The 18,773-nt window shown below is 59.8% G+C and carries 18 protein-coding genes; 11 read left to right on the top strand and 7 right to left on the bottom strand.

What is annotated here, in order from left to right; genetic code table 11:
- Positions 1 to 36 precede the first annotated feature (36 nt).
- The gene (xdhB, locus tag AC1DYF_RS04560; protein WP_477875493.1) at positions 37 to 2,373 is read right to left on the bottom strand and encodes a xanthine dehydrogenase molybdopterin binding subunit; all 2,337 of its coding nucleotides are present in this window, start codon (positions 2,371 to 2,373) and stop codon (positions 37 to 39) included.
- On the bottom strand, positions 2,370 to 3,854 hold the full coding sequence (gene xdhA / locus AC1DYF_RS04555) for a xanthine dehydrogenase small subunit (RefSeq protein WP_477875492.1): 1,485 nt from the start codon (positions 3,852 to 3,854) through the stop codon (positions 2,370 to 2,372). Before xdhA ends, xdhB begins: the two co-directional genes overlap by 4 nt.
- A gap of 194 nt (positions 3,855 to 4,048) precedes the next feature.
- Here xdhA and glpK point away from each other — a divergent pair, with 194 nt between their 5' ends.
- Entirely contained in the window at positions 4,049 to 5,542 is a 1,494-nt protein-coding gene (gene glpK / locus AC1DYF_RS04550; protein WP_477875491.1) for a glycerol kinase GlpK, read from the top strand.
- A gap of 5 nt (positions 5,543 to 5,547) precedes the next feature.
- Here glpK and AC1DYF_RS04545 read toward each other — a convergent pair whose 3' ends face one another.
- On the bottom strand, positions 5,548 to 5,946 hold the full coding sequence (locus AC1DYF_RS04545) for a PIN domain-containing protein (RefSeq protein WP_477875490.1): 399 nt from the start codon (positions 5,944 to 5,946) through the stop codon (positions 5,548 to 5,550).
- The gene (locus AC1DYF_RS04540; RefSeq protein WP_477875489.1) at positions 5,936 to 6,166 is read right to left on the bottom strand and encodes an AbrB/MazE/SpoVT family DNA-binding domain-containing protein; all 231 of its coding nucleotides are present in this window, start codon (positions 6,164 to 6,166) and stop codon (positions 5,936 to 5,938) included. Before AC1DYF_RS04540 ends, AC1DYF_RS04545 begins: the two co-directional genes overlap by 11 nt.
- A gap of 142 nt (positions 6,167 to 6,308) precedes the next feature.
- Between AC1DYF_RS04540 and AC1DYF_RS04535 the strand changes: the two genes are divergently transcribed.
- The 5 genes from AC1DYF_RS04535 (at position 6,309) to AC1DYF_RS04515 (ending at position 10,631) form a co-directional block, all read left to right on the top strand.
- Positions 6,309 to 6,686, top strand: a complete 378-nt coding sequence (locus AC1DYF_RS04535; protein WP_477875488.1) for a YciI family protein — start codon at positions 6,309 to 6,311, stop codon at positions 6,684 to 6,686.
- A complete protein-coding gene (locus tag AC1DYF_RS04530) occupies positions 6,683 to 7,990 on the top strand; it encodes an RNA polymerase sigma factor (RefSeq protein ID WP_477875487.1) in 1,308 nt (435 codons plus the stop codon). Before AC1DYF_RS04535 ends, AC1DYF_RS04530 begins: the two co-directional genes overlap by 4 nt.
- A 134-nt stretch (positions 7,991 to 8,124) precedes the next feature.
- The gene (locus AC1DYF_RS04525) at positions 8,125 to 9,861 is read left to right on the top strand and encodes a sensor domain-containing diguanylate cyclase (RefSeq protein ID WP_477875486.1); all 1,737 of its coding nucleotides are present in this window, start codon (positions 8,125 to 8,127) and stop codon (positions 9,859 to 9,861) included.
- 90 nt (positions 9,862 to 9,951) lie between these two features.
- Entirely contained in the window at positions 9,952 to 10,209 is a 258-nt protein-coding gene (locus AC1DYF_RS04520; RefSeq protein WP_477875485.1) for a type II toxin-antitoxin system Phd/YefM family antitoxin, read from the top strand.
- Complete coding sequence (locus tag AC1DYF_RS04515) at positions 10,209 to 10,631, top strand: PIN domain-containing protein (protein WP_477875484.1); 423 nt, start codon at positions 10,209 to 10,211, stop codon at positions 10,629 to 10,631. The genes AC1DYF_RS04520 and AC1DYF_RS04515 overlap by 1 nt, the downstream gene beginning before the upstream one ends.
- Here the strand turns inward: AC1DYF_RS04515 and AC1DYF_RS04510 are convergent.
- Positions 10,628 to 11,260 carry a LysE family translocator gene (locus tag AC1DYF_RS04510; RefSeq protein WP_477875483.1) on the bottom strand — a complete coding sequence of 211 codons (633 nt, stop codon included), beginning with the start codon at positions 11,258 to 11,260 and terminating at the stop codon, positions 10,628 to 10,630. The two genes, AC1DYF_RS04515 and AC1DYF_RS04510, sit on opposite strands and share 4 nt — an antisense overlap.
- A gap of 161 nt (positions 11,261 to 11,421) precedes the next feature.
- On the opposite strand from AC1DYF_RS04510, the gene AC1DYF_RS04505 reads away from it, so the two are divergent.
- The 5 genes from AC1DYF_RS04505 (at position 11,422) to sbmA (ending at position 15,891) form a co-directional block, all read left to right on the top strand.
- Positions 11,422 to 12,489, top strand: coding sequence for an LLM class flavin-dependent oxidoreductase (locus AC1DYF_RS04505; protein WP_477875482.1), 1,068 nt, complete (start codon positions 11,422 to 11,424; stop codon positions 12,487 to 12,489).
- A gap of 47 nt (positions 12,490 to 12,536) precedes the next feature.
- Positions 12,537 to 13,286, top strand: a complete 750-nt coding sequence (map, locus tag AC1DYF_RS04500) for a type I methionyl aminopeptidase (RefSeq protein WP_477875481.1) — start codon at positions 12,537 to 12,539, stop codon at positions 13,284 to 13,286.
- 82 nt (positions 13,287 to 13,368) lie between these two features.
- Complete coding sequence (locus AC1DYF_RS04495) at positions 13,369 to 13,743, top strand: PepSY domain-containing protein (protein WP_477875480.1); 375 nt, start codon at positions 13,369 to 13,371, stop codon at positions 13,741 to 13,743.
- A gap of 32 nt (positions 13,744 to 13,775) precedes the next feature.
- The gene (locus AC1DYF_RS04490) at positions 13,776 to 14,408 is read left to right on the top strand and encodes a general stress protein (protein WP_477875479.1); all 633 of its coding nucleotides are present in this window, start codon (positions 13,776 to 13,778) and stop codon (positions 14,406 to 14,408) included.
- A 193-nt stretch (positions 14,409 to 14,601) separates the two neighbouring features.
- Complete coding sequence (gene sbmA, locus AC1DYF_RS04485; RefSeq protein ID WP_477875478.1) at positions 14,602 to 15,891, top strand: peptide antibiotic transporter SbmA; 1,290 nt, start codon at positions 14,602 to 14,604, stop codon at positions 15,889 to 15,891.
- Between the two features lie 19 nt (positions 15,892 to 15,910).
- Here the strand turns inward: sbmA and AC1DYF_RS04480 are convergent, their stop codons facing one another.
- On the bottom strand, positions 15,911 to 16,891 hold the full coding sequence (locus AC1DYF_RS04480) for a polysaccharide deacetylase family protein (protein ID WP_477875663.1): 981 nt from the start codon (positions 16,889 to 16,891) through the stop codon (positions 15,911 to 15,913).
- A 169-nt stretch (positions 16,892 to 17,060) separates the two neighbouring features.
- On the bottom strand, positions 17,061 to 18,707 hold the full coding sequence (gene bglA / locus AC1DYF_RS04475) for a beta-galactosidase BglA (protein WP_477875477.1): 1,647 nt from the start codon (positions 18,705 to 18,707) through the stop codon (positions 17,061 to 17,063).
- Positions 18,708 to 18,773: the final 66 nt, after the last annotated feature.

The following is an 18,773-nucleotide window of genomic DNA, read 5'->3' as shown; positions in this document are numbered from 1 at the left end:
TGTCCTTCGCCGTAGGGTAAACCGCGAGCACAGCTGTCACGCCAACCGCATCCGCTCCACCGCCATCAGCACCCGCTCTGGCGTCGCCGGCGCATCGAGCCGCGGGCAGACGCGATAATCCGCCACCGAAGCCACCGCCATCGACAGCGCCTCCAGCACCGACACGCCGAGCATGAACGGCGGCTCACCAACGGCCTTGGACCGACCGATGGTCATCTCCTTGTTGACCGACCATTCAGCCAGATCGACATTGAAGATGCGCGGCCGATCGGAGGCCAGCGGAATCTTATAGGTCGAGGGCGCATGAGTCCGGAGCCGCCCCTTGTCATCCCACCAGAGTTCCTCCGTGGTCAGCCAGCCGACACCCTGCACGAAAGCGCCTTCCACCTGCCCCTTGTCGATTGCCGGATTGAGCGACTTGCCAACATCGTGAAGAATATCGGTCCGTTCGATCTGGTATTCGCCCGTCAAAGTATCGATCGACACTTCCGAGCAGGATGCGCCATAGGCATAATAAAAGAACGGCCGGCCCATGCCCTTGGCACGATCCCAATGGATCTTCGGCGTCTTGTAGAAGCCGGCGGCCGAGAGATGCACGCGAGCCATATAGGCCTGCTTGATAAAACTCGGGAACGGAATTTCCTCGTCGCCGACCCGCACCCGATTGGGCAGGAAGGCGATGTCGGAAACCGGCACGCTCCATTTCTCGGCGGCGAAGGCCAGCAATCGTTCCTTGATCTGCCGCGCCGCGTCATAAGCCGCCATGCCGTTGAGGTCCGAACCGGAGGACGCGGCGGTCGCCGACGTATTCGGCACCTTGGCTGTCGTCGTCGCGGTGATCTTCACTCGGTCGACATCGATCTGGAATTCATCGGCCAGAACCTGCGCCACCTTGGTGTAGAGCCCCTGCCCCATCTCCGTGCCGCCGTGGTTGAGATGGATCGAGCCGTCCTGATAGACATGCACGAGCGCCCCTGCCTGGTTGAACGGCGTGAAGGTGAAGGAAATGCCGAACTTCACCGGCGTCATCGCGATGCCCCTGCGGATCACCTTCGACGTCTTGTTGAAGTCGATGATCGCCTTTCGCCGCGCCTGGTAATCGGAGCTCTCTTCCAATTCCGCGACGATGCGGTGGATGATGTTGTCCTCGACCTTCTGGTGATAGGGGGTCAGGCAGCGCTCGTCGCCATCGATCGCATAGAAATTGCGCTTGCGGATTTCGAGCGGATCGACGCCCAGCGCATAGCCGATCTCCTCGATGATCCGCTCGGCGCCCACCAGCCCCTGCGGCCCACCGAAACCGCGGAAGGCGGTGTTGGACACCGTATTGGTCTTGATCGGCTCCGAGGTCAGGAGGACGTCGGGATAGAAATAGGCATTGTCAGCATGGAACAGCGCCCGATCGGTCACTGGCCCGGAAAGGTCGGAGGAGAAGCCGCAACGCGCCGCATAATTGGTCTTCACCGCCAGGATATGGCCGTCGTCATCGAAGCCGACCTCGTATTCCGCCAGGAAGTCGTGGCGCTTGCCGGTCAAGCTCATGTCTTCGTCGCGGTCGGGTCGGAATTTGATCGCCCGCTTCAGCCGCTTTGCCGCCATCGCCGCCAGTGCGGCGAACTGGTTACCCTGCGTTTCCTTGCCGCCAAAGCCGCCACCCATGCGCCTTGTGTTGACCGTCACAGCATGCACCGGGATCTGCAGGATGTTGGCGACCATATGCTGCACTTCGCTCGGATGCTGCGTCGAAGACCAGACGGTCACCTCGTCATCTTCGCCGGGAATGGCAAGCGCGATATGGCTTTCGAGATAGAAATGCTCCTGGCCGCCGATGCGCATCGCACCCTTGATCCGCCGCGGCGATTTTTCCAGCGCTGCGACCGCATCGCCGCGCTTCAATGTCAGCGGATCTGTCACCAGCTTATAGCCGAGCCGGCGGGCGTCGAGTATGTCGGTCGCATGCGGCAGGTCGTGGTAAGTGAATTTCGCCTTGCGGGCAGCAGCGCGAGCAATCTCGCGCGTTTCAGCGACGACGACGAACACCATCTGGCCATGGAATTCGATGCGGGTTTCGGCCAGTAGCGGTTCATCGTCCTTATGATTCGGGCCAACGTCGTTGTGGCCGGGAATGTCCACGTAAGTCATCACCAGCACGACACCGGGCGTGGCTTCAACCTCGGACAAATCAAGCGACAGGATGTCGGCATGCGCCCGGTCCGAAAGCCCCGCCGCCATATGCAGCGTACCCTCAGGCACCACCATATCGTCGATATAGTCTGCCTCGCCGCTCACATGCTTGTGGGCGGAGTCGTGGCGCAGGTCCTTGTGCACCTGGCCTGAGATTTCGGCTTTGAAGACGAGATCGATCTTGTTCATCGGCCTGCTCCTGCAGCAAAGCGAACGAGTTCGGCTTCCTCCCCCTGCGTTTCGAGATAGAACCGGGTGAGCAGGTTCTTCGCTGTCAGCAGGCGATAATCGGCGGTGGCGCGCCAGTCTGTGAGCGGTGAGAAATCCATACCGAGTTCGGCGGCAGCCGCCTTGACGTTGAGTTCCGTCCAGGTCTTACCGAGCAGAGCGGCCTCGACATTTGCCGCCCGCTTCGGAATGCCGGCCATGCCGCCATAGCCAAGCCGGATCTCGACCACCCTGTTGCCAGCGTCCCGACGCAGATAGAAGGCGCCAAGCACCGCAGTGATGTCCTCGTCGCGGCGCTTGGAAATCTTATAGACCGAAAATTCGGCATCCTTGGGAAGCATCGGCACGGAAATGCTTTCGACGAATTCGTGCCGCTGCCGATCCTGCTTGCCATAGTCGATGAAGAAATCCTCCAGCGACAATTCGCGACATCCCTCCCTCGAGCGCAGTACCAGGCTTGCGCCAAGCGCGATCAACGCCGGCGGCATGTCGCCGATCGGCGAGCCATTGGCGATGTTTCCGCCGATCGTGCCCATATTACGCACCTGCTCGCCGCCGATGCGGGGGATGAGCTTGCCAAGCGCCGGATGCGTGCCGGCGAGTGTCTTCAGCGCCTGCGCATAGGTGACGCCGGCACCGATAAAGACTTCGTCCTCTTCGACGCTGATCGTCTGCAAGGCCTCCAAACCGCCGATGAAGATCACAGGGTTGATCGCACGCATCTGTTTGGTGACCCAGAGCCCGACATCGGTCGATCCGGCGACGACAGTGGCATGCGGGTGCCGCACGAGGATGTCAGTAAGATCGCCGACCGAGGCCGGCACGTAGAGATCGTCACCCTCGTGGGCGATATGCACGGTCGGACCTTCTGAGATCGCCCTGAGCTTCTCAATGACGGCATTGCGCACGCGTTCGATCGGATCGAAGATCGCCGAGGGGCGCAATTCGGCGGCACGCTCCGCCGCTTTGACGATCGGCTCATAGCCGGTGCATCGACAGAGATTGCCCTGTAGCGCCTGCTCGATCCGCTCCCGCGACGGATTGTCCTCGGAGAGCCACAAACCATAGAGCGACATGACGAAACCGGGTGTGCAGAAGCCGCACTGCGAGCCGTGACAGTCGACCATGGCCTGCTGCACCGGATGCAGAATGCCGTCCTCGCCCTTTAGGTGCTCGACGGTCACCACATGCGTGGCGTTCAGCGAGCCGACAAAACGGATACAGGAATTGACCGATTCATAGACCAGCCGGTCGCCGGTGAGCCGCCCGATCAGAACCGTGCAGGCGCCGCAATCGCCCTCGGCGCAACCTTCCTTCGAACCCGTCAGGCGTTTGTCCAATCTCAGCCAATCGAGCAAAGTCAGCCGCGGCGAAATTGCCCCGAGTTCGACATCCTCGCCGTTCAGGATGAAGTTTATGGTGTTGCGTAGGCTTCCGGTCATACGAGCTGCTCTTTTTCTTATTCCTTCTTATTTGGCACAGCCTGTGCGCAGTCGGAAAAAAGCGCAAGAGGCAATTTTTTACCCGATGGTCAAATTTCGCGGCGTGCCGACTGTGCATGCGCGTTTATTTTCCTTTGACTTTCGTTTTGAGTTCAGATTGAAAATCGGAGAACAGCGGTATTGGGGAGGATCCGATGGCAGGCTATGTTTTGGCGATTGACCAGGGCACGACATCGACGCGGGCGATCGTATTCGACAGCAAGATGCAATCCGTCGGCACCGGCCAGAAGGAATTCCGCCAGATCTTCCCGCAATCCGGCTGGGTCGAGCACGATCCTGAAGACATCTGGGAAAGCGTACTCTGGGCCGTCAAGGCCGCGATCGACAAGGCCGGCATCAAACCGACGGATATCGCTGCACTCGGCATCACCAACCAGCGCGAAACGGTGGTGGTCTGGGAACGGGCGACCGGCAAGCCGGTGCACAATGCCATCGTCTGGCAGGACCGCCGCACCGCCCGTCTCTGCGACGCTTTGAAGATCAAGGGGGTGGAGGCGAAATTCACCCGCAAGACCGGCCTGCTTCTCGACCCCTATTTCTCCGGCACCAAGCTGTCCTGGCTGCTGTCCAAGGTTAAAGGCCTGCGCGCCCGCGCGGAAAGAGGCGAACTCTGCTTCGGCACAATCGACACCTTCCTGCTCTGGCAGCTGACCGGAGGCAAATCCTTCCTGACCGACGCCACCAATGCCTCACGCACGCTGATCTACAATATCGGCGACAACAAATGGGACGAGGAATTGCTGAAAATCCTCGAAATCCCGGCCAATATGCTGCCGGAAGTCCGCGATTGCGCCGCCGATTTCGGCGTCACGGATGCTTCGCTGTTCGGCGCCGCAATCCCCATCCTCGGTGTCGCCGGCGACCAGCAGGCTGCGACCATCGGCCAGGCCTGTTTCAAGCCGGGCATGGTGAAATCCACCTACGGCACCGGCTGCTTCGCGCTGCTCAACACCGGCGAGGACATGATCAAGTCCAGGAACCGACTGCTGACCACCATCGCCTATCGTTTCAATGGCAAGACGACCTATGCGCTGGAGGGCTCGATTTTCATCGCCGGCGCCTCGGTGCAATGGCTGCGGGACGGTCTGAAGATCATCAAATCCGCCGACGAGGCCGAAAAGCTGGCCGCCGCCGCCGATCCCGGCCAGGCCGTCTATCTCGTGCCCGCCTTCACCGGCCTCGGCGCGCCTTGGTGGGACCCGGATGCGCGCGGCGCCATCTACGGCCTGACCCGCAATTCCGGCCCGGCCGAAATCGCCCGTGCGGCACTCGAATCCGTCTGCTACCAGACCCGCGACTTGGTCGACGCCATGCACAAGGACTGGAAGAGCGACGAACACGAAACCGTGCTGCGCGTCGACGGCGGCATGGTCGCCTCCAACTGGACCATGCAGGCGCTCGCCGACATACTCGACGCTCCGGTCGACCGGCCGAAGATATTGGAAACCACAGCCCTCGGCGCCGCCTGGCTCGCCGGCTCCCGCGCCGGCGTCTGGCCGGATGCCGAAGGTTTCTCTAAGGCCTGGGCGCTGGACCGCAGCTTTGAGCCGGCGATGGATGAGAAGGTGCGGAAGGGCAAGCTCAAGGGCTGGAGTGAGGCGGTGAAGCGGACGCTGAGCGAGCGGTGAGCCAATTATTTATACGGGTCGAACACAGTGACCACCCCATCGATCAGTTGGCCATGCTGAAGGTCCTCAGTCACAACGAATTCACAGCCTGTTTTGATAGCCGCCGCAACGATCATGGCGTCATAGATCGCGAAGCCATAGCGCTCCGCGATACTTATGCCCTGAAGATGGATGTCGAGATTGACATCCACGACATCCGCGAGCTGTTTCACTGTGTCGAGAAATTTGCGGATGTCGTCCCAGGGCAGCCTGTACTTTCTGCGCAGCACATTTGCCACTTCGTTCAAGACTTGGACGCTGATGATGCAACCCTCATCCAACAGCCGCTTTGAAATATCGGCCTTTCGATCGTCGGGGGTCATTAAATATAAGAGAATATTGCTGTCCAGGAACTTACCTGGCATTCGCTTCATCTCGATCGAACTTAAAATCAGCGGGCAGGCGCCCACGGAACTCGTCTAGGCTGTCCAACAGTTCCTTCCGGGTCGGCTTGCGATAAAATTGCAGCTCGCCCTCGGGCGCGGCAGACACCGTTACTTCGTCCCCCTCTTTGAGATTCAAGCGTTCGATCAGCGAGGCGGGCAAACGCACCGCAAGACTGTTTCCCCATTTTGCAACTTTCATGTCGGTCTCCTTGATATACGTTTCCTTAAATGTATATCACGGCACCGCCGCTCGCAAGCCGCCCCACCAATTCGAAAATTTCTCTGCCGCTTTGTCGGCATTCCCGCTAATCATGCGTCCTCTGTCACGATAGGAGCGCGCGATGCTGTACGCCATTCTTTGCTACGACAACGAAGAGGTGGTCTGGAACTGGTCCAAGGAAGAGGACGACGCGGTGATGGCGCGTCTTCAGGCCGTCAACGAGAAATTCTCTGCCCAGGGCAGACTCGGCCCCGTGGCGCGGTTGATGCCGACCACAGCGGCAGCGACGCTGCGCAAGACGGGCAAGGAAAACTTCGTCACCGACGGCCCCTTTGCCGAGACGAAGGAACAGTTTCTCGGCTTCTTCGTCGTCGAGTGCGAGAACCTCGAAGAGGCGATCGCCATGTCGAAGGAACTGGCCGAAGCCCATCCCGGCCCCGGCTCCTATGAAATCCGGCCACTGGCCCTCTATAATCCACCGAGGAATTTTTCGTCATGACCGATATCGCCTGGATCGACGCTGCCTTCACCGCTGCCCGTCCCCAGGCGCTTGGCGCGCTGCTGCGCTATTTCCGCAATCTCGATCTGGCCGAGGAAGCCTTCCAGGAAGCATGCCTGCGCGCGCTCAAAAGCTGGCCCAGGAACGGCCCGCCCGGCGATCCCACGGCCTGGCTGATCTTCGTCGGCCGCAATGCCGGCGTCGACCAGATCCGCCGCGGCTCGAAATTCACCGAAATGCCCGATGAGGAAGCCATTTCCGAACTCGGCGACGCCGAGGGCGATATGGCCGACCGGCTCGACGGCGCACATTATCGCGACGATATCCTGCGGCTGATGTTCATCTGCTGCCATCCGGACCTGCCGGCGACGCAACAGGTGGCGCTGGCGCTCAGGATCGTTGCCGGCCTGTCGGTGAAACAGATCGCCAAAGCCTTCCTGGTCAAGGACGTGGCGATGGAGCAGCGCATCACCCGGGCCAAGGCTAAGGTCGCTGCCGCGGGCGTCGCCTTCGAGACTCCAGGCGCCGCCGAACGGGCCGAGCGGCTTGGGCTGGTCGCATCGATGCTTTATCTCGTCTTCAACGAAGGCTATTCCTCTGCCGCCTCCAATCCGGATGCAGGCCAGTTCTGTGACGAGGCCATCCGGCTTGTCCGCATCCTGTTGAAACTCTTCCCGGCCGAACCTGAGATCATGGGCCTGTTGGCGCTGATGCTGTTGCAATATTCGCGGCGCCGTACCCGCTTCGACGGCAATGGCCAGATCGTGCTGCTCGAAAACCAGGACCGGACGAAATGGGACCGTGTTCTGATCGGCGAGGCGCTGGCGCTGATCGACAAGGCAATCCGCCACCGCCAGCCCGGCCCATATCAAATCCAGGCGGCGATTGCCGCACTGCATGCCCGTGCCGCAAAGGCTGAGGACACGGACTGGCGCGAGATCGAACTGCTCTATCGCCTGCTGGAGCGCCTCCAGCCCTCCCCTGTCGTGACGCTCAACCGCGCGGTCGCCGTCTGCAAGGCCGACGGTCCTTCTGCGGCGCTGGCGCTTATCGAACCGCTCGGCGAACAGCTCTCCGGCTATTTCTATTATCACGGCGTTCGCGGCGGCCTGTTGAAACAAATAGGCGCCAGTCGCGAAGCGCGCGAAGCCTTCGACCGCGCCATAGCACTCGCCAATTCGCCGGCCGAGGCCGCCCATATCCGCGAGCATCTCGATCAATTGGAGGCCGAGGCACTGTCTTACATGGCAAGCGAAGAAAGCCGGGATTTTTCGCCCGTGGTTGTTGACCACCCGCTCAAATGATTATTGTCAATGTTTCCAATTTACTAACAATAACAGCAGCAATCGGTTCAAAATAAGCATTCTTCAACGGACACTACTTTAAAAGACGAGGCATTCGAATCCAGAAAAAACCAGCCTTGGTCGACGGTGCGTAAATGCCAGACAACAAAATCGAAACTGCCGCCATTTCGCCCTCTCAAGGCGACCTCGATCACCGCATGAAGGTCACCCCCGCAATGCTGCATTCGATCGACCGCGAGGGCCGGTTGATCTCCGTCAGCGACGCCTGGCTTGCAAAACTCGGCTATGAGCGCGACGAGGTCATCGGCCGCAAATCTTCTGAATTCCTGACCCCTCAATCGCGCGCCTATGCCGTGAGCGAGGTCCTGCCGGCATTTTTCCGCACCGGCCGTTGCGACGATGTCGAATACCAGATGGTACGCAAGGACAGCAGCACGATCGACATCCTGCTGTCGGGCGTGCTGGACGGCTCGGTCTCATTGGCCGTCCTCACCGATATCACCGCCCTGAAAGCCGCCAAGCAGCAATTGGCGCTGAGCGAGACCCGCTATCGCGAACTTGTGGAAAGCCAGTCGGAACTCGTCTCGCTGGCCACGCCCGCGGGCGAGCTGCAATTCGTCAATCATGCCTATGCGCGCCACTACGGCAAGCAGCCTGAGGATATGATCGGACGAAGCCTTTTCGACTTCATACCGGAGGCAGAGCGAGCCGGCGTGAAAAGACACTTGCAGGACGTCTGCAGCGCAGAGCATGGCCTCGATAATCAGAACCAGGTCGTGCTGCCCAATGGCGACGTCCGCTGGATGGCATGGGCGAACAAGCCCCTGATCAGTGCCGATGGAAATGTCATTGCGATCCACTCGGTTGGACGCGACATCCATGAACGCGTCATGGCCGAACGTCGCCTCCAGGAAAGCGAGACCCGTTACCGCCTGCTGGCCGACCATAGCACGGACATGGTGTTTCAACTCGATAGCGCTCTGGTTCGGACCTATGTTTCGCCGGCCTCGTGGGAAATTCTCGGCTACGCGCCGGAAGAGCTCGTCGGCGCCAGGCCGGCCAGCCTGGTTCATCCGGAGGATGAGCCTTACGTCACCTTGGCGTTCCAGTCGCTGCTCAATGGCAGTGTCGATCGCAGAACCATCATGAACCGCTTCCGGCACCGGAGCGGACATTGGATCTGGATCGAAGCCCAGCTTAAAGCCCTCATTGACAAGGAAACAGGCCAGCCGGACGGCATTATCGGCACATTGCGCGACGTATCGGCGCGGATCGCGATAGAACAGCAGCTGCAAGAGGCAAACCGCCGGCTGCAGGCGCTGGCCGAACAGGACGGCCTGACGGGCCTTTCCAATCGTCGCCATTTCGACGACGCCCTGCTCAGGGAATTGAGGCGCGCGCGCCGCGACAAGACATTCCTTGGACTGCTGATGATCGATGTCGATTGGTTCAAGGCCTATAATGACGAATATGGCCACCCGGCCGGCGACAAGTGCCTGAAGCAGATTGCCGAGGCGATCAGGAATTCGGTGCGGCGGCCGGGCGATGTGGTTGCCCGCTATGGCGGCGAGGAGTTTTCCGTCCTTCTGCCCGACACGAACGAAGCGGGCGCGATGTTCGTTGCCGAGCAGATTCGCAAAGCAGTGCTCGAACTGATGATCGAACATGGCGGCAGCCCGAACCACATCGCCACGGTCAGCATCGGCGCCGTATCCTGGCATGCGATGGGCTCGATTGAACCAGAAACGATCCTGCACCAGGCGGACCGCGCGCTCTATAAGGCGAAAGGCCAGGGCCGCAACTGTGTCGTCGACGGATCGGGCCTGCTGGACGACCGAGTAGAGCAGGACCCGCGCGAGGCTCAGGGATAGTCGACACCTGCAGCGATCTTCATTCTGCACGACTTGCTTGCTTCAGTATGCAGAATGATGTAGGAACATCCCTACATTTGGAGATCGAACATGTCCGTGATGTCCAGCAGGGAATTCAACCAGGATACTGGCAAGGCCAAAAAGCTTTCGGAATCAGGTCCGGTCATCATTACCGATCGAGGCAAACCGAGCCACGTGCTCCTCGCATATGACGAATATATCAAACTTGCGAGGCAGGGTAAGAGCATTGCAGAACTGCTGTCGATGGACGCGGACGACGATATCGAGTTCGATCCGCCAAAGATCGAGGACGCCGACTGGGGCTTCAAGCCCGCGGAATTCGATTGATGTACATTTTCGACACGAATGTTATTTCCGAACTTCGCAAAATAAGCTCTGGCCGGGCCGACAAGGCGGTTGTTCAATGGGCCCTGTCGATCCCCAGCAGCGATGTCTTCCTGTCGGCAATCACCGTTTACGAAATAAAAATCGGCATCCTCAAATTGGCAAGCCGGAACCCGGAGGAGTCGCAGCGCCTTCACACATGGCTGTCGCAAACAATCGTGCCCTCGTTTCCTGGACGCATTCTACCGCTTGATGAGCAGGTCGCGCTGCTGCTTGCCGAAATGATGGCACTCAGGACCCATCCCTATCGCGATGCAATCATTGCAGCCACGGCGCAACATCATGGCTATGCCGTCGTCACCCGCAACGTCCGCGACTTCGAGGCGCTTCCGGTGCGGGTGATCAATCCTTGGGAACCCAGCTAAACCCGCTTCCACCCCACAGCCAGCAGTCCCGCCCCGATCATCAGCGTACCGCCGGTCCGATTGACAACCTGCTGCACACGCGGTTTGCGGATCTGCTTTCGGGCCATGGCGGCCAGCAATGCGTAGAGGGTGGCATTGGTCGTCGCCAGAATAAGGAACGTGATCTCGAAAATCACCAATTGCCCCACCACCGGCCTTGCAGCGTCGATGAACTGCGGCAGGAAGGCGACGAAGAAGATGATGCTCTTCGGGTTCAGCGCCGTCACCAGATAGGCATGCAGGAAGATGCGGAGCGGATTTTCCGCCTTCACCGGCGCGTCCTCGGCTTCGCCCTGCTTTGTTGCCACCGGCGCGCGCCAGAGTTTTATGCCGAGATAGATCAGATAGGCCGCGCCGATCCACTTCAGCGCGGTGAAGATCGCCGCCGATGCCGCGAGCAGCGCACCAAGCCCGAGCATCGACGCCGTCATCGCCGTGAAATCGCCAAGCGTGACGCCGGCGACGGTCGCGCCAGCGACCTTGCGGCCATGACCCAGCGCATAGGAAATGACGAGCAGGATCGTCGGTCCTGGAATCGCAAGCAAGATGGCGGATGCCGCGCAAAAGGCCAGCCAATGTTCGATGGACATGAGATTCTCCCGTTAAAAACCAGACTAATCCATAGGCCCGGCTGTTTGGCAACGGGCAATTTCACAACTTTTTCAAAAGCCGAACGCTCTGTTTCGCCGTCCCGCTCTTTAAACAAAGACGCTCCGCCGCCATGTTGGCGCCGACACATCTGGAGAGCGGAATGGAACTCGGCCTTTACACATTTGCGGACGTCAATCCCGAGCCCGAGGCGGGCCAGCGCGGCATCGAAGGCGCGCGCCGCGTCAGAGAATTGCTGGAGGAAATCGAACTGGCCGATCAGGTCGGCCTCGATGTCTTCGGCCTCGGCGAACATCACCGGCCGGATTATGTCGCCTCTGCGCCGAGCATGCTGCTCTCAGCCGCCGCCGCGCGGACGAAGACTATCCGCCTGACCAGTGCCGTCACCGTTCTCAGCTCCGACGATCCGGTTCGCGTCTACCAGCAATATGCGACACTTGACCTGGTCTCCAATGGCCGCGCCGAGATCATGGCCGGCCGCGGCTCGTTCATCGAGAGTTTCCCGCTGTTCGGCTATGACCTCGACGACTATGACAAGCTGTTTGCCGAAAAGCTCGACCTGCTGCTGGCGATCCGCGAAAGCGAGAAGGTTTCGTGGTCCGGCGAAACGCGGGCACCGATCGGCGATCGCGGCGTTTATCCCCGCGCGCTTCAGGACCAACTGCCGGTCTGGATCGCCGTCGGCGGCACCCCGCAATCGGTCGCCCGCGCCGGTATCATGGGCCTGCCGCTGGCGGTCGCCATCATCGGCGGCGAGCCGGCACGGTTTGCGCCGCTCTTCGATCTCTATCGCCGCGCCGCCCAACAGGGCGGACACGATCCTGCAAGGTTGCAAAGCTCGATCAATGTTCATGGCTTCATCGCCGACACCGATCAACTGGCTATCGATCAGTTCTATGGTCCATCATCCTCCGTGATGAACCGCATCGGCCGCGAGCGGGGCTGGGGTCCGTCGAGCCGGGCGCAATATGATCGCTCCACCGGCCCGGACGGCAATCTCTTCATCGGCGATCCCGAGACGGTCGCCAGAAAGATCATCGCCCACCACGAGATCTTCAAGAACAGCCGCTTCCTGTTGCAGATGGCGATCGGGCAGATGCCGCATGACCAGATCATGCGCGGCATCGAACTCTACGGCACCAAGGTGGCACCCATCGTTCGCGATGCGCTTGGCTCGAAATCGACCCCGGAATTGCTTACATTGACCTGAAAGCCGAAGCAGGCGATAGAGCCTGAAGGCTCAGGACAAAGTGCAATATGGTTGTTTCCAACGATACCGAACTGCAGAAACTCAGGGATATCGGCCGCATCTGCGCGATCACGCTGCAGAAAATGGCTGCCGCGATGGAGCCGGGCATGACCACGGCCGAACTCGACCGGATCGGCCGCAAACTGATGGAAGATGCCGGCGCGCAATCGGCGCCGGAAACCTGCTACAGCTTTCCAGGCGCGACCTGCATCAGCGTCAATGAGGAAGTGGCCCATGGCATCCCCGGCCCGCGCGTGCTGCAGCCCGGCGATCTCATCAATATCGACGTCTCGGCGGTGAAGGACGGCTATTTCGGCGATACCGGCGCTTCCTTCGTCCTGCCGCCCTCGCAGGGCAAGGCCGAAAAACTCTGCCGCGACGGAAAGCGGGCACTTTGGACCGGCCTCAACCAGGTCCGCTCCGGCCAGCCCTATGCAAAAATCGGCCAGGCGATCGGCGCCTTCGCCGCCAAGAACCGCTATACGCTGATCCAGAACCTCGCCAGCCACGGCGTCGGTCTTTCACTGCATGAGGAGCCGACCGAACTCGCCACCTGGCCCGACCCCGCGGAACGAAGGATCATCGAGGACGGACAGGTGTTTACCGTCGAACCTTTCCTGTCGCTCGGCGCCCAATGGGCGGAAGCCAGCGACGATCCCTGGACCCTGCTGGCCGAACCCAAGGCGCTGACCGTGCAATTCGAGCACACGGTCGTGGCGACGAAAAACGGCCCGATCATCCTCACGCTTGCCGAGTAGCTCACGAAATATCGGAACCTATCTGCGCCTGCCGAGTTTAGCTTTCGCTCCAAATGTGAGGACCAGGAGAGGAGGCCCCCAGATGAAGACGATAGCTCTTGCCCTGATGATCGGCGCATGCACTGCGGCATCATCAGCCTCTGCGCAGCAGGCGGATACAAATTCTGACGCCTCCAAGCCTGCACAGCAGCCGATCCAACGGATCATCGAGCAGCCTGCAGTCTCCGGCGAGGAAACGGGTGCGATCCCCGAAAACAAGCTCATACCAGGCGCCAACAGTTTCACCGAAGGCCAGGCACGGTCCCGGATAGAGAGCGCAGGCTTCACCAATATCGGCCCGCTCAAGCAGGACGCCCAGGGCATCTGGCGCGGCACGGCCAATCGGGGCGCGATACGCGTCGCCGTCGGTCTCGATTTTCGCGGCAATGTCGCCGCGAAAGTCACCAAGGCTCAGTGATAATCCAACGCTCAGACGGAGAGGATACGGATATGAAAGTTGTGACAGGACTTTTCGACACCTACCGCCAGGCAGAAGATGCGGTGGCGGCACTCAAGGAATCCGGCGTCGCCTCCGATGATATCACCATCGTGTCACGCGACCCGACCTATATCGACGGCAGCGAGAAACCCGCGGCGGAGGGCATGGGCGTAGGCTCCGGGCTCGGTTTGATCGCCGGAGGCAGCGCCGGCCTGCTGGCCGGGCTCGGCGTGATCGCCATTCCCGGCATCGGCCCGGTCGTCGCGGCCGGCTGGCTGGTGTCGCTGGTGGCAGGCGCTGCCGCTGGCACCGTGGTCGGCGGCGCAGCGGGCGGCCTGATCGGCGCGCTGAAGGGTTCCGATATCAGCGAGGACGACGCGCATGTTTATGCCGAAAGCCTCCGCCGCGGCGGCACGCTGGTGTCGGTCCGCGTCCATGACGACCGCGTGCCCGAAGCCGAGGCGATCCTCGACCGCCAGACCCCGGTCGACCTCGAAGGCCGCCGCAAGACCTATGCCGAAACCGGCTGGGAACGTTTTGACGACGACATCAACGCTCCGCCATTCGTGGTGACGCCGGCCGTCTCCCCCGGCGATATCGCCGAACTGGACGAGGAGCGCTACCGCAGGCGCGCCGGTCGGTGAGCGGTGGTTTGACGGGAAGGGCCGGGGGAAACTCCGGCCTGTTGGTTTGCGCGGATAACCATCGCGTTACCGTGGCATTACAATGCTGTTAGGTTTCCGCGCAGCCATTGCGACAGCCCATATTCTGCAATAGGGTCCCCGCAAAATAACTGTTTCGCACCGTTCGGCGAAGCGATAGCGGAGACGTCGCGTCTTGTTTCACACTTTTTTCCCGAAGCCTAAACTTCTCCTTTTGAGTGCAATCGTCTGGGCAGCGGTCGTCATCGCGTTTTGGTACATCTATTGGAAGTGGCTTGGTGCTCAGATGGGCTTCCCACCAATGGACGAGGAAAGCAAACCGATAGGCTTGAGCTATTTCATCACTCCAGATGCGCGGTGGTATTATTCGTATTTTGTGTTTTCTATCGCTGCTTTTTGTGTGTTCTGGCAGTTTTATGGGCGGGAATGCGAATGGCGAGGATGGTCGCTCTGGGGAACAGCTTTTATCCTTATGACCATGAATTTTAACGTGGACGTGTCTCTTGCGCTAAATCGTTGGCGCGGCCCGTTTTACGATCTAGTGCAAAAGGCAATTAGCAAGGCCGGAGTGAGTACAGTTAATCCGTGGGAGTTTTATAACCTTCTGGCGATTTTCTTCCAGATAGCCAGCGTATATATTGTCGTTATTGTAATATTACTTTTCTTTGTCAGCCATTACGTCTTCAGATGGCGCACGGCGATGAGCAACTACTATGTTAGTTTGTGGCCTCGGGTTCGCCACATCGAAGGTGCAAGCCAACGCGTTCAGGAAGATACGCGCGACTTCGCCAGCTATTTGGAGGACCTCGGAACCAGCTTCATAACCTCGTTTATGACGCTGGTCGCATTCCTGCCATTACTTTATCAGTTGGAGAAGTACGTCAAAGAATGGCCATTCGTTGGTCAAGTCTGGCATCCTCTTATTCTTGCGTCAATTCTCTGGTCGGGATTTGGCACTCTCCTCCTTTGGATTTTTGGCATTCGCTTGCCCGGCTTGGAGTTCAAAAATCAACGAGTCGAAGCCGCATTTCGAAAGGAGTTGGTTTACGGTGAAGATCATCACGACCGCGCGCGGCCGCCGACAGTTAAAGAATTGTACGACAACGTTAGAAGAAGCTACTTTCGTCTGTACGCGAACTATCTATATTTCAACGTCGCCAGATATCTCTACCTCCAAACGGACGCGATATTTATTTCCTTCCTCTTGGTTCCATCAATCTCTGCGGCTGCATTCGGCTTAGGGGTCATGCAGCAGATCACGGCCGCATTTGGAGATGTGTCCAACTCCTTCCAATACCTGGTGAATTCCTGGACGGATATTATCAAGCTAATCTCAGTTCAGAAGCGCCTAAAGGCATTCGAAGCGCAAATTCGGGACGAGCCCCTGCCGAGTCTCGACCAGAAATTTATTGAGGCACAGCAAGCCGATATCAATCCAGATGCGTCAACCGCAAAGGCAACCTAAGCGGAAACAAGAGGTGACACTAGAAGGCGGACCCTTCCGCCTTCTGACCCATCATCTGCATCGCCTGCGCGTAGTTCACGCAGGCGACATCAGGCTTGCCGCAGGTCTCCGTCAGAAACGTATCGAGCGCATTCCAGTAAGCACCACCATTCATCTCGACGAAATGAAAGCCGAGCTGCAGCGGAACGCGCGAACCGGCGTACTGCTCGTTAAACGCATTGCGGAATGCCGCCAGCGCACGCGCCTCGAATTCCTTCTCGTGGGCGGCGTCCTCTTTCGCCTGAGAATGGCGGGCGAACATGTTATAATCCATGCCAATAATCAACTTGCCTTCCGGCCCCTCGGGAATGCGTGGCAGCGCGAAGCGCGTCAGACCATCTTCGACGACGGGTTCGGCCGGCCCCTTGGAGACGAGGCTGGCATCATAGCGAAAACCATGCGCTTTCAGCGCCGGCACCAGGCTCATCCCATAAGAGAGGTAGGGCACGCGAAAACCGATAATGTCGTGATTGACGAAGGCCGCCCAATCCTTCGGCTCGTTGGCGGCATCGTCATTGACCTTCCAGGCGTTGAGCAGTGTCGCGTTGAAATCGTCGAATTCCTGCGTCCAATCCGCCTTCGACCAGTCGCGGCCATCGAAATGGCCGCAGGCATGCGAGCCGATATCCTGGCCCGCCAGATGCGCCGCCCAGATATGGCCGAGCCGTTCGCGCACCTCCTCCTTGGTCTGGGCAAAGCCGGTGTTGGAGCGCCCGCGCTTCTGGTGCGGCCCCTGGTAGGCATGCCGCTCGTCCGGGCTCATCAGATAGGTGCAGGAAAGGAAATAGGTGAATTTCGCGCCCGTCTTTTCCGAGAGTTTTTGCGATCGGATCCAGAGCTTGTTGTCATGGGCGCCGTCGAACGAAATGATGACAAGCTGTTTGGGCTTTTCTTCGGCTTGGACGATGACGGCGGATGCGGCGAGAAACGGGATGACGGCGGAAAGAAGGAGGCGCATGATCGATCGGCTTGATTGCGGAAGCCGCTGACTCTCAAGGGAAATTACGGAGATTTGATGTTTGCGCCTTCAATCTTCGTTGCCATGATCCTCACGCGCGTGATCAGATAGAAGGCGTCGCAGTCACGCCTCCTCGGAAAGTGTTCGGACCAAAAGAAGCCAACAGCCGGCTTCAGATCCGCGCGCAGAACGCGTCCAGCGCCGACAGCGAGATCGACCTACCGCTGAGCTTCGGTTTGAAGCCGGGCATTTCGAGCTGTTCTTTGACCGTGATCGTTGTCGGGATCGAGAATGTCTGCGGCTGTCGCGTCAGGTTGAAGACGAAGAGCAGACCCTCGTCGCCCGTCTTGCGGGTGAAGACAAGCAGATCCTGGTTGACTTGCAGCAATGCAAAGTCACCGCCCACTATCGCCGCATGTGCTTTGCGGAAGGCGAGCGTGTCGCGATAGTGCGTCAGTACCGAGTCCGGCACACCCTCCTGCCGGTCGACAGCCAGCGGCAGATGCGCCTTCGGCACCGGCAGCCAGGGCTTGGCAGTGGTAAAGCCGGCATTCGGCTTGTCTGCCTCCCAGACCATCGGCGTACGGCATCCGTCGCGACCCTTGAAAGCCGGCCAGAAGCGGATGCCATAGGGATCGCGCAGATCTTCGAAGGCGAGTTCGGCTTCCGTCAGCCCGAGTTCCTCACCTTCATAGAGGCAAAGCGATCCGCGCAGCGAGGCAATCACGGTCAGCGCGATCTTGGCGATATGGACCGGGTCATCGCCCGGCTGGGTGAAACGGCTGACATGCCGCACGACGTCATGGTTGGAGAATGCCCAGCAGATCCAGCCGGTCGGCGCTTGCGTCTCGACCCCGACCACGCATTTGCGAATATGCGTGGCGGAGAAATCCGGCGACAGCAGGTCGAATGTGTAGCACATCTGCAGCTTGTCACCGTCCGACGTATAGGCCGCAACAGTCGACAGCGAGCGATAGCCGTCGCCCACCTCGCCCACTGCCGCACGGTCGGAATACTGATCGAGTAGCGAGCGGAAGCGCTTGAGGAAGCCGATATTCTCCGGCCGTGTCTTGTCGTAGAGGTGATCCTGGAAACTGTAGGGGTTGGTATCAGGCGCATCGGCCGAGCCTTCGATGCGTGGCACCGGCGGATTGTCGCGCAAGTCCTTGTCGCAGAAATAGTAGTTGACCGTATCGAGCCGGAAACCGTCGACATCCCGATCGAGCCAGAATTTCACCGTCGCGAGCACCGCGTCCTGGACTTCCTTGCTGTGGAAATTGAGATCCGGCTGCGAGGTGAGGAAATTGTGCTGGTAATATTGCCGGCGCACGCCGTCCCATTCCCAGCCCGGTCCGCCGAAGATCGACAGCCAGTTGTTCGGCGCCGTGCCGTCCGGCTTCGGATCGGCCCAGACATACCAGTCGGCCTTCTCGTTGTCGCGGCTCTTGCGGCTTTCCTTGAACCAGGGATGCTGGTCTGAGGTATGCGAGATGACCTGGTCGATCATCACCTTCAGGCCCAGGCGATGCGCCTCGGCGACCACGGCGTCGAAATCTTCGAGCGTGCCGAACATCGGATCGACGTCGCAATAATCCGACACGTCATAGCCCATGTCGGCCATCGGCGACTTGAAGAACGGCGACAGCCAGATGGCATCGACACCCAACGAGGCGACATGCGGCAGGCGCTCTGCGATACCCTTGAGCGTGCCGCTGCCGGTTCCGTTGGAGTCCTGGAAGGAGCGAGGGTAGATCTGGTAGATCACCGCGCCACGCCACCAATCGGGATTGGATTTCTGCGCGCGGCTCGCCTTGCTCATATTTCTCTCCCATCAGGCTGAGGAATGCTGTTCCAACCCTTTACCGGGCCGAAGCGATTCCGTAAA

The sequence above is a fragment of the Rhizobium sp. P2_G9 genome (genome assembly GCF_056403475.1).
The sequence above is the reverse complement of the archived record's forward strand: the minus strand, read 5'-3'. Positions and strand labels throughout refer to the sequence as shown.

What these genes read in the sequence shown, in the direction of transcription:
- AC1DYF_RS04505 (WP_477875482.1), top strand. Translation starts at nt 11,422, where the DNA reads ATGGAACTCGGCCTTTACACATTTGCGGACGTCAATCCCGAGCCCGAG.
- bglA (WP_477875477.1), bottom strand. Translation starts at nt 18,707, where the DNA reads ATGAGCAAGGCGAGCCGCGCGCAGAAATCCAATCCCGATTGGTGGCGT.
- AC1DYF_RS04495 (WP_477875480.1), top strand. Translation starts at nt 13,369, where the DNA reads ATGAAGACGATAGCTCTTGCCCTGATGATCGGCGCATGCACTGCGGCA.
- map (WP_477875481.1), top strand. Translation starts at nt 12,537, where the DNA reads ATGGTTGTTTCCAACGATACCGAACTGCAGAAACTCAGGGATATCGGC.
- AC1DYF_RS04520 (WP_477875485.1), top strand. Translation starts at nt 9,952, where the DNA reads ATGTCCGTGATGTCCAGCAGGGAATTCAACCAGGATACTGGCAAGGCC.
- AC1DYF_RS04540 (WP_477875489.1), bottom strand. Translation starts at nt 6,166, where the DNA reads ATGAAAGTTGCAAAATGGGGAAACAGTCTTGCGGTGCGTTTGCCCGCC.
- AC1DYF_RS04515 (WP_477875484.1), top strand. Translation starts at nt 10,209, where the DNA reads ATGTACATTTTCGACACGAATGTTATTTCCGAACTTCGCAAAATAAGC.
- glpK (WP_477875491.1), top strand. Translation starts at nt 4,049, where the DNA reads ATGGCAGGCTATGTTTTGGCGATTGACCAGGGCACGACATCGACGCGG.
- AC1DYF_RS04535 (WP_477875488.1), top strand. Translation starts at nt 6,309, where the DNA reads ATGCTGTACGCCATTCTTTGCTACGACAACGAAGAGGTGGTCTGGAAC.
- xdhA (WP_477875492.1), bottom strand. Translation starts at nt 3,854, where the DNA reads ATGACCGGAAGCCTACGCAACACCATAAACTTCATCCTGAACGGCGAG.
- AC1DYF_RS04525 (WP_477875486.1), top strand. Translation starts at nt 8,125, where the DNA reads ATGCCAGACAACAAAATCGAAACTGCCGCCATTTCGCCCTCTCAAGGC.
- AC1DYF_RS04490 (WP_477875479.1), top strand. Translation starts at nt 13,776, where the DNA reads ATGAAAGTTGTGACAGGACTTTTCGACACCTACCGCCAGGCAGAAGAT.
- AC1DYF_RS04510 (WP_477875483.1), bottom strand. Translation starts at nt 11,260, where the DNA reads ATGTCCATCGAACATTGGCTGGCCTTTTGCGCGGCATCCGCCATCTTG.
- AC1DYF_RS04545 (WP_477875490.1), bottom strand. Translation starts at nt 5,946, where the DNA reads ATGCCAGGTAAGTTCCTGGACAGCAATATTCTCTTATATTTAATGACC.
- xdhB (WP_477875493.1), bottom strand. Translation starts at nt 2,373, where the DNA reads ATGAACAAGATCGATCTCGTCTTCAAAGCCGAAATCTCAGGCCAGGTG.
- AC1DYF_RS04530 (WP_477875487.1), top strand. Translation starts at nt 6,683, where the DNA reads ATGACCGATATCGCCTGGATCGACGCTGCCTTCACCGCTGCCCGTCCC.